A 10,417-nucleotide genomic window follows, 5' to 3' on the forward strand; every position below is an offset into this window, starting at 1 on the left:
AATGTTCTTAATCTTTCTGTTTTTATAAATCCACACTAAAAAGATCATAATCCAAAATTTCAATACTTTACGTGTTCAGTCTTTGTTCTTGGTTCTAAAAGCGCAGCGGTCTTAATTCTTTGTCGGACGATAATTTTTAGAAATGCGTCCCTCTCAATTTCTTATGCGTCAAAATAGCCTTACTATCTGAAAATTTAGCCACATAATTACAAATGCCCATTAAGCTATCATATAAGGTTCCTTGGTTCAAATCTAAGGTTTTTGGAAAAATTTTAAGAATTAACTTATGATAGTTACTTAAGGTGCCTTGGTGGTGGTTAACTATCGTATCTGTAAAAACATCCAGGATGCCATCAACTATCTTAAATCCGGCGATTTCCTTATCCACGACTTCTTCCGATTGGTAAACTTTTTCAACACTTAGTTTTATAATATCCTTGATTTGGGCCTGATATTTCGAAACGTCCATCAAGGCTTTATCAAATTTTCCACTGAGAATATCTTCTTCATGCGTCATGAACAACTCGACCGTTTCATTGATCAAGGTACTGATGGCCAACGCACGCAAATAGCTGATGCGGTCTTCCGTATTGGATAAAGCATGATAATTATTCGTATTGATGGTATCTCTTACCAATTTAATCAGATATTCCAAGGCATATTCCTCATCGATCAAACCGAGGTTGATACCATCTTCAAAATCGATAATGGTATAGCAGATATCATCTGCAGCTTCTACCAGAAAAGCTAAAGGGTGGCGGGCATAGCTTAAATCTTGATTTCCTGTACGGTTCACAAGTCCAAGTTCTTCAGCAACCTCAACAAAAGCCGCTTTTTCACTTTGGAAAAACCCGTATTTTTTATCGGCGATATGTGAGGTTGGTTTTTTAGGCAAGGATTCCTTAGGATATTTCGTAAAAGCACCAAGCGTGGCATAACTTAAACGCAAACCTCCCAATCTGCCTACGCGGCTTTCCGTTAAAATTTTAAAACCGTTCGCATTTCCTTCAAAATCACATAAGTCCTGATATTCTTTATCCGTCAGATGGGTTTGGAAATGTTTGCCTTTGCCATTTCTAAAAAATTCACCGATCGCTTTTTCCCCAGAATGCCCAAACGGCGGATTCCCAATGTCATGGGCCAAGGCAGCCGCAGCCACAATAGCGCCAAAATCGTTGGCTTGATAGCCATGAATATTTTGAAGATGTGGGTATTTGGCCAATACTTTCTGGCCCACACGACGGCCTAAACTTCGTCCTACGACGCTGACTTCCAGACTATGTGTCAAACGAGTATGTACAAAATCAATTTCTGACAATGGAATGACTTGGGTTTTATCCTGAAGACTTCTAAATTCTGAAGAAAAAATGACACGATCATAATCGACTTCAAAACCCAAACGTGTTTCATCCTGTTCTTTCCGAATACGTTTGTGCGTGTCTCCAAATCGTTTTAATGATAATAATTGCTCCCAGTTCATAGTAAGATTTTATACGCCTGCAAGATACATTTTTCAATGTTAAATTAAGAAGTCCGATTTGCAATAATTTACCTAAAACTAACATTAAGCTAACTATTATATGACTTAGGTTTCATCTTGAGTTAACCTCCTTCTTGGGCATCATGACTTTCTTTGCAATGAATAATCATAACAACAAATGAAGTACATTTTAACACTACTGCCCCTTATTTTTACCTCCATCCTTAGCGCACAATCTACAGCTTCGATTGCTGGAAAATTGATTGATAAAGAATATAATGATGAGCCTTTAGCTTTTGGAAACGTACTTATAAAAGGAACCACCATCGGGACGACCTCGGACATGGATGGCACTTACAGTTTTGACAATTTAAACGAAGGCCGCTACACCTTAATCTACAGTTTTGTTGGGTATCAAACCCAGGAATTGGAGGTGGCACTGACTGCGGGAAAAATCGTCAGCATTAATGTGGACATGGTCGCCAGTGCCGACACTTTAGATGAAGTGGTCATTTCAACCACCACTCGAAAAGAAAGTGAAGTCGCTTTATTGTTGGATCAAAAAAAAGCCATTGAAATCAAGCAGAATATCGGTATCGAGGAATTGTCAAGAAAAGGCGTGAGCGATGTGGCTAGCGCGGTTATCAAAACAACAGGCGTTTCAAAACAGGAAGGCTCCAACACGATTTACGTGCGTGGCTTGGGAGATCGCTATAACTCCACATCACTTAACGGTCTTCCGATAAGTTCCAATGATCCTGAAAGGAAAAACATTGCATTAGATCTCTTTTCTACAGATATCGTCGAGTTTATATCGATTGATAAAGTTTACGGGCCTAAAATCTCGGGGGATTTTGCCGGTGGAAACGTTGATATAACGTCCATCGACTACAAAGGAAAAGGCATGTTAGAGTTATCATTAGGCAGCACTTTAGGCACCAATGCCATGGCTAAATTCAATGACTTTAAACTTCAGAATGGCCCAAGCAGATCTGGCTTTTCATCTTATGGTATTCCTAACAACCCTCTTAACGGCTATAATTTTGAAAACAGTTTGGCACCCATAAAAGAAAAACCGTTAGGCAGTACTATTGGCTTAAAAGCCGGTCAATCTTTTAATGTTGGCCAAGAAGGAAGTCTTCATCTATTTGCAACCGCTAGTTTTGATAATGGTTTTGAATATCGCGAAGGCATTAACCAGAGCGTCAATGCACAAGGTGCAAAACTGAAATCTTTCCATCAAGAGCGTTTTTCTTATAACACCAATGCCACGGGAATGTTCAATGCGAATTACCGCATGAACGCCAACCATAAAATAGCCTATAACTTTTTGATGGTAAATTCCTCAAGCCAATCCAGAGATACTTATCAAGGGTTTATTCGTGACATTGCCGAAGATGACAACGGACTCATTAAAAGCAGCACCTACATTCAGAATACGCTCTTCATCAACCAATTGTTGGGAAATCATAAACTGTCGGATAAGTTCGATTTTGATTGGGCAGCATCTTACAATAAAGTAGAAGGCGATATGCCAGATAGAACTCAAAACACCTTGAAGTATTCGGACGTTTCTAACGGTTACATGTTTGCGCAAAATACCATTACCGACAACCACCGCTATTATCAAAATTTGATAGAGGATGAGTTGGCCGCCAATCTATCGGTAAGTTATAAATTAGATGAAGAAGCGAATGGCAATTCCAAGGGGGAAATGACCTTAGGATATAACGGACGATTTAAAAAACGTGATTTTGAAGCCATTCAGTTCAATTTTAGGATCGCTGGAAGTCAATTAAATACGCCAGTTTATCCTGATGATTTGGACTCATTCTTGAATCAACAAAACTTTGAAAACGGGTTGTTTGGTATCGAATCCTTTGCAGGTTTAACCCCGCAAACTTATAATGGCGAACAAACAATTCACGCAGGTTTTGCGAGTTTGGAATATAAACTTTCAGATCAACTGAGCGCCATGGCAGGCTTACGATTTGAAAAAGTAGAACAGACCGTATCCTGGAGAACGCAATTGGATGCTTCGGGAAAAAGCAACACCTTCAACAGAAACGAGTTTTTGCCAAGCCTCATTTTGAAGTATGAATTAGATGAAAAACAAAATTTACGCTTAGGCGCCAGTAAAACTTACACCTTACCACAATTTAAAGAACGCGCACTTTTCATTTACGAAGATGTGACCGAAGTAAAAGTTGGTAATCCAGACCTCTATCCTTCACAAAACTATAACCTCGATTTAAAATGGGAAATTTTCCCTAAAAACTCAGAGCTTTTATCCCTAACCGCTTTTGGAAAATACATTTTGGATCCCATCAACGAAATCACTTTAGCCTCTTCTACCAATGATATTTCGTTCCTAAACACAGGCGATTCTGGTTATGTGTATGGCGCAGAAATTGAAGTCAGAAAAGATATTTTCAGCTTTGATGAAGCGCAGTCCCATAAACTTTCCGCAGGACTTAATGCCTCTTATATGCAAACTCATCAAGATTTAGATTCTGACAAAATAAGAAAAGAAACCAATTACAACACTAATCTTACCCATGACACCTCAAGCTTTACAGGAGCTGCGGATTTCTTATTGAATGCAGACATCTCCTATTTCAAGGATTTCAAAAACAACGGGAATCTGATGGCGACGCTGGCCTATTCTTATACTTCAGACAGACTTTATGCGCTTGGGGTCGAGACTAAAGGAAACTTGGTTGACAAGAGCGTAGGTACTTTCGACTTCATCTTTAAAACCAAAATAAATAAAAATTTAGGCATTGATTTTACGATCAAAAACTTGCTGAATCCAGCTATCGAAAGAGTTCAAGAAAATGCTTCAGAAAACATTACCGTATTATCATACAAACATGGTGCTTTTTTCAAACTGGGCTTGAACTACAAACTCTAAACCTCTTAATTATAACCACACAATCATTTTTAAATCAAAACAATTAACAACTAAACATTATGAAAAAAACAATTTCGAAAATTTTAGGAATAGCATTTTTATCAGGCTTGATATTTACAACATCCTGTTCAAATAATGACGACAATCCATTTCCTGACCCAGACGGCACATCATTTATTTTAGACCGTAACAACCTTACTGGAGAAATTAAAGATGGAGAAGTCATTTTAGAATCCGGAACGTATAAATTAACCGGAAAACTCATTGTAAACGCAGGCGCTAAATTGACCATTAAAGAAGGGGTTAAAATAGAAGCAACTTCGGTATCAAACGATGATTTTGCTTCCGTAAGATATATTGCGGTAGCACAAAACGGTAAAATTGACGTGCAAGGAACGGCTACAAAACCTGTAGTCATGACGGCGACCACTCAAGCTCCTGGCGCTTGGGGCGGATTGGTAGTATGTGGAAATGCTCCGATTAACAAAGGCACGACAGCATCGGCCGAAGTTTCCGACTTAACCTATGGCGGTGGAGATAGTGCTGATAATTCAGGTTCTATAAAATATTTAAGAATAGAATATTCAGGTTTCGCTTACAATTCAGAAAAAGAATTCAACGGGCTTTCATTATTTGGAGTCGGTAGCGGAACAACAATAGAATATGTACAAATTCATGAAGGTTCAGATGATGGTTTTGAATTTTTTGGAGGAACTGCCAACGCAAAATATCTGGTAGTGACGAATTTCACGGATCAGGTTGGAGATGATTTGTTCGACTGGACTGAAGGTTGGTCAGGAACTGGCGAAAACTGGTACGGCATCCGAACGAATGCAGGAAATAGAGGAATTGAAGCCGATAACAATTCAAACAATCACTTGGCAACACCTATCTCTAATCCTACCATCAAAAACCTGACGTTAATTGGTTTAGGAGCTGCAGACACCAGTTCAGAATCGCAAGCCATAAAATTAAGAGTGGGTACCAAAGCTAAATTTGACAACTTGGTTTTGAGCAATTGGAAAACAGGTTTCGACATTCAACATGATGAAAGCATTGGTTATGTAACTGCGGGTTCATTGGTTGCGACTAACGTCAAGTTTGACAAGGTCACAACGCTATCCGTTGGAAAAAACACAGCTGGTGCAGCGGTTGATGTATCTTCAGTATACAGCATAAACGAAAATGCTACAGGAGCCGGCAACGGAACTGCTAAACCTACTTGGGCCAACGGTTGGACTGTAGGTCTATAATTAAATTGCAAATTATTGAAACCATTTGAGTGAAGTCCCTAACTTGCAAAAGACCTTTTCATAATTTTGAAAGGGTCTTTTTTTTTGACCAAATGCATATCTAACATAGATATTGAAAGTATCGACCATAAAAAAGCCGTCTCAACTTGACACATGAGACGGCTTTTGGTTTGTTTTTAAGGACCATTACTTTACTAAGATCTTCTTCGTGACGCTCCTTAACCCATCCGAAATATGGATTACATACATTCCCGATGGTGCATTGTCCAAGCGGATCACTTCTCTAAAGTTAATCGGATTCTTAAAACTATTTTCAAATAGCTTTCTGCCTCTCATATCATAAATATCTATTTTGATAGCGGCTCCTGAATAAGATTTTAATTTGACGGTAAAATCGCCATTGTTAGGATTTGGAAAAACATCAAAGGCCTCAAAGCTATGTTTCTCAACAAATAAGGGCTGCGACAGACAAAACTCTAATGTAAATTCATTTATGCTTCCGCCATCGACGTTATAAGCGTCTGTAACTTGAAGTTTCCAATTGCCTGCAGACATTTCGCCATAAAGGATGGATAAATCTCCTTCGGGCTTAAAAGATCCTGTAAATGGAGCATCAACTGAAGTGATGGAGGTTGCAGCTTCTTGATCAAAAATAGTGTTCGTAAAATTAGCATCAAAAAAACCGCCATTATTTTCTGTCAAAATAACTTGGGCACCGGACGGACTTATCAAAATCAAACGTAAATCGCTCACCAATGAATGGGTAATATTAACCTTTACATTGACATCGGTTATCGGCAAATTTTCTTTCACGGCAATTGTCGAAGTATAAGTATTTGAACCCTCTGCAGAGATTACAATCGGCGTATCTGTTGCCGTAAATGAATATCCACAGGTTGGAATTCCGGTAGAAAAACTATACACTGCAGAAGTCGTACCTGTTGAGCATTGATTTAATGCCTTAACCCTCCAATAATAAACCGTCGCTGGCGCTAAGCTTAGTGAATGAGAAGTGGCTGCAGTTGTATGCGATTCCAAAAGCGTATTAAAATTACTAGTGGTTGAAATCTCCACCATGTACTCTTCCACATTAATATCATTTCCCCAAGTTAAAGTCACGTCTTTATAAAGTCCGTCAGCGCCATTGGTCGGAGTCAATAAAGGGACTGCCGCAATAGTGCCATTAAACACCTCAAGTAACACCGCCGAACTATTGATTTTAGTACCTGAAGTACCTGTTGCGGTAATAGTATAACTCCCTGGAGTAGCATTTCCCATATTACTAACCGTCATAGTTACCGGTGTACCATTAGCAATTGCGGACGCTGGGCTAAATGTCGCCGTAGTTCCCGCTGGTAAATTGGTAGCCGAAAAAGTTGCACTTTGATTGAACCCTTGATACGTGTTGTAAGTAAAATTATAAACGGCATTATTAGGTTGACAAGCTACAACTGACGAGTTCGAAAAATTTAAAAGAAAGTCAACATTGATAATTTTGAAATCAGAAGTGTTCACATTATAAAATATATTGCCAACACTTTCCACCATAATTCGTGCTTTAGTAGTGACCGTTCCGCTCGGAACTGAAATTTGATGCGCCCCATCATTAGCCACATTGGATGCCAAGGTATAAGGAAAAGTCACGCCACCATCTATGGAAAGATTGATGTTGACCATTGAAGTGTTTATGGGAGCGACATTGGTATTGGCTACATCCCAAGTAACAGTTTTATTTGCCCCCACTTCCCAAGTCACATTCGACGTTTGTGAAGTGACCTTAAATGGGCCAGCAGATGCTACGGCTGTTACCTTCATAGCATCAACAGCTGTCTGCCCGCCTCTTGGATCATTATCTCTAACGGTTAAAACAAAATTAAGAACCCTTCCTACTGAAGGCAACTTTTCCCAGGTTGATAAAATGCCACCATTCGCAATGACATCTGGCAATCTCGGAATGTATCTCACCCGATTTCCTGTGCCTTGAAAAGAACGCACCATCGGACCAAATTCTGTAGTTGTTGCTGGCATACCGGCTGGTCCTAAATCAAATTCCTCCCAAGTATAGGTATGGGTCGCAGTGCCGTCCACATCTGTTGAAGCGCCGGTTAACTTATAAGGCGTAGAAATCGGAAGACTATAGGATCCTCCGGCATTTGCTGTAGGTGCCGTATTTCCATTAGGGGATAAAACGGCACAGGTACTGGTGCCCACCGTAATACTCGTCCATATTTGACGCAAACTCGCTTGATGAAAATAATCACTGCTGTTGTTTTGAACATTTTGAGGACTACAAATACCAGCATAAGCCATAATAGTGGATCCACTTCCTGGCTCGTAAGCTGTTTCACTTGATCTATTTCCTCCAGAACAATTACCAGCAGTTCCATTAAAGGTATGCGTAGCTCCAAACTGATGTCCGATTTCATGAGCTACATAATCAATGGAAAATGGATCGCCTGCAGGATTTGTCAAGCCCGTTGTTCCAGCGCCTTTGTTATTTGCACAAGCACTGCCTAAATACGCACTACCTCCCGAACCAGTGGTAAAGGTGTGTCCAATATCATAGCTGGTTGCACCAATTAGTCCATTGATAATTCCGGTAGTAGCTGAAATATTTTCGCCATTTGAAAAAAGACTATTGCCAGTGGTCGAAATCAGAAGATCATTATTAGGCACTAAAGTCATTCTCATGGAGAGTTCTCTATCGTAAATACCATTGACGCGGGTCATCGTGGTATTAATCGCAGCCAAAGCAGAGGCTACCGTGCCTCCGTGAAAATTAGTGTATTCAATACTGGTCCCAACGGCCAATCTAAAGGTACGCGTTGTCCCATCATTGGCATTCCGTGCCGCTGTAAAATCAACCTCTAAATTATTTCTATTAAAAACATTGTCTTCAATAAAACCACATTCAAATAAGTTTTGTGACACAGGAATATCGCGTCTTGAAAAGGCTTTATAAACACCATCAGTGGCGTAAGGATTGACAAACTCAGTGCCTTTGTCCATGGACATGGTCATGGTATGCAATCCTTCTGAGGAAACACTGAAATAAATAACTGTGGAAGGGTTTTTCAAACTATAACCCACATAAGAACGGATTTCAGGGAACTTGGCCTGAAGTTCTGGCGCCATTACTGAATAGTCCATGATCCTGAAGACTTCCATAGAGCCGTCCGCATTTGGAAAATCAAGAAGCGCCTTGGATTGCATTCCCGAAGTTCGCTCTGGCACATTCTGTAATTTGGATTTCAAATTCGACATATCTAATTGATAATAGGTCGCTTTTGAAGGTTTAGATTCCTGAGGAAATACTTTTTCTTGAGAAACACTGTTCTTAGTGATCATCGCCCAAGGAGAATTACCTTGCTGACCAAAAGTCATCGAAAAGGCAAAAATCATGACAAGGAACACACTTGATTTTAAGTACTTGTTTTTCATAGAATGTATAATTGTATCGCGACGATAACGTTTAGAGCAGTGAAAGTTACGTTCAAATTAAATAGATCACAAAAAAAGTATAATGATTCTAAGTGTCCTTTGAAAAACACAAATTTATCCAAGTTCCTTACCGGATAGTCATTCTTCTAAAAAATCGAAAATGTTCAACGTAAAACTGTAATATTCTTAACCATCTTTTAAATTACCCTACATGGTCTCCAATTCACAGATAGTAATTTTTTTTAACCTCTTAAATGGTTATTTTTACAAAAAAATCACTTGAAGGTAATTACAGCATCAGACCGTTCCATTCCGCAAACACCGTCAGTAGTTACTATTGGCACTTTTGACGGCGTTCATATCGGACATCAAAAAATCATCAAAAAACTCACAAAAAAAGCGTCTGAAAAGAACTTAAATTCTGTGGTGCTTACCTTTTTTCCGCATCCGCGCATGGTCTTACAGCAAAATTCAGATATTAAACTCCTGAATACCATTGCTGAACGCAAAGAAATCTTATCAGCCTTAGGATTGGATTATATTTATGTAAAAGAGTTTACAAAAGATTTCGCCAACCTTTCTGCACGTGATTTTGTCAAAACGATTTTAGTTGATACGCTTCATGCCAAATATGTCATCATTGGTTATGATCATCAATTTGGCAAAAATCGAAGTGCCAATATCGACGATTTGAGAAAATTTGGAGCAGAATTCGGTTTTGAAGTTGAAGAAATTTCAGCCCAAGATGTAAAAGATGTTGCCGTGAGCTCCACCAAAATCAGGTCATCGCTCCTTTCTGGCGATATTAAAACGGCAAATGCCTTTTTAGGATATGACTATTATATTAATGGCACCGTCGTAAGAGGAAAAGGTTTTGGCAAAAAAATGGAATTTCCTACAGCAAACATAAGCGTTGATGAAACCTATAAACTCATTCCTAAAAATGGCGTTTATGTTGTGGCTTCTTCTTATAAAAATAAAACCATTTATGGCATGATGAATATTGGCGTTAACCCAACATTTGAAGGCGATAAAAAAACTATTGAAGCCCATTTTTTTGATTTGGATGAAGACCTTTACGACCGGCATTTAAAAATCTCGTTTTTAGACCGACTCAGGGATGAACGAAAATTTGAATCGGTTGAAGCACTTATTGAGCAATTAAGACAGGATCGAATTAACGCCAAACAAATTATTGCCAACCGCAATGCACAAACTCCTCTTTAAACATATAGACAACAGTGCACTGATTGTGTTTCGAATTATTTTCGGCTTTCTTATTTTCATGGAAAGTATTGGCGCAATTTTTACAGGTTGGGTGCGTCGCAC

The 10,417-nt window shown here is 39.1% G+C and carries 5 protein-coding genes; 3 read left to right on the forward strand and 2 right to left on the reverse strand.

Annotated features, from left to right (window positions below; translation table 11 throughout):
- Positions 1 to 136: 136 nt before the first annotated feature.
- A complete protein-coding gene (dgt, locus tag ABIQ28_RS00590; RefSeq protein WP_348034804.1) occupies positions 137 to 1,480 on the reverse strand; it encodes a dGTP triphosphohydrolase in 1,344 nt (447 codons plus the stop codon).
- 178 nt (positions 1,481 to 1,658) lie between these two features.
- On the opposite strand from dgt, the gene ABIQ28_RS00595 reads away from it, so the two are divergent.
- Both ABIQ28_RS00595 and ABIQ28_RS00600 read left to right on the forward strand, forming a co-directional pair.
- Positions 1,659 to 4,394 (forward strand): TonB-dependent receptor, encoded by a 2,736-nt coding sequence (locus ABIQ28_RS00595; RefSeq protein ID WP_348034805.1) that lies wholly within the window; start codon positions 1,659 to 1,661, stop codon positions 4,392 to 4,394.
- 59 nt (positions 4,395 to 4,453) lie between these two features.
- The gene (locus tag ABIQ28_RS00600) at positions 4,454 to 5,647 is read left to right on the forward strand and encodes a hypothetical protein (protein WP_348034806.1); all 1,194 of its coding nucleotides are present in this window, start codon (positions 4,454 to 4,456) and stop codon (positions 5,645 to 5,647) included.
- Between the two features lie 186 nt (positions 5,648 to 5,833).
- On the opposite strand, the gene ABIQ28_RS00605 is transcribed toward ABIQ28_RS00600, so the two are convergent.
- Positions 5,834 to 9,088, reverse strand: coding sequence for a reprolysin-like metallopeptidase (locus ABIQ28_RS00605; protein WP_348034807.1), 3,255 nt, complete (start codon positions 9,086 to 9,088; stop codon positions 5,834 to 5,836).
- Between the two features lie 279 nt (positions 9,089 to 9,367).
- Here ABIQ28_RS00605 and ABIQ28_RS00610 point away from each other — a divergent pair, with 279 nt between their 5' ends.
- A complete protein-coding gene (locus ABIQ28_RS00610; protein WP_348034808.1) occupies positions 9,368 to 10,315 on the forward strand; it encodes a bifunctional riboflavin kinase/FAD synthetase in 948 nt (315 codons plus the stop codon).
- The last annotated feature ends 102 nt before the right edge of the window (positions 10,316 to 10,417 follow it).

This window comes from Gelidibacter sp. (genome assembly GCF_039916245.1).
Taxonomy (GTDB): Bacteria; Bacteroidota; Bacteroidia; order Flavobacteriales; family Flavobacteriaceae; genus Gelidibacter.